Origin of the sequence: Corynebacterium sp. HMSC058E07 (genome assembly GCF_001809885.1) — a bacterium.
Classification (GTDB): domain Bacteria; phylum Actinomycetota; class Actinomycetes; order Mycobacteriales; family Mycobacteriaceae; genus Corynebacterium; species Corynebacterium macclintockiae.
The window spans coordinates 1-376 of record NZ_KV799270.1; the positions used below are offsets into that span (position 1 = coordinate 1).

Below are 376 nucleotides of genomic sequence, written 5' to 3' on the forward strand. Positions count from 1 at the left end.
GACAGAGTGGCCGTCAATCAGGAATTGTCCCTCGCAGTGAATGCGGTTCTTGCCGAAAACTCTATCGGTCCACATGTCACGTGCGAGGTTATCGATGCTAACCAAATAACCGACGTTTCAGCGTGGGTCACGGCGACTGGGTATCATCCCGTTACTGGTTTCCTGCCTGCATATATTCAGCTTGAACACCTCAACACCGGCTATGCACCAAATTCTTGATCGCTATCACCCGAGGATTGATACCCATGCTGGGGTGGTCTGAGAATTAGGTTCAGTAGGCTTAAGCGACTGCCTGCTGCTTTTTCTTCCAATTCTCTGCATACCTGCCCGGGCTGAGATAGCCCAACACCGAGTGCGGATGTTCAGAATTGTACCG

The 376-nt window shown here is 51.3% G+C and carries 1 pseudogene; it reads left to right on the forward strand.

From position 1 onward, the window contains the following. Nucleotides 1–219 (forward strand): annotated as a pseudogene (locus HMPREF2678_RS09975) (hypothetical protein); the annotation flags it as partial. Nucleotides 220–376: the final 157 nt, after the last annotated feature.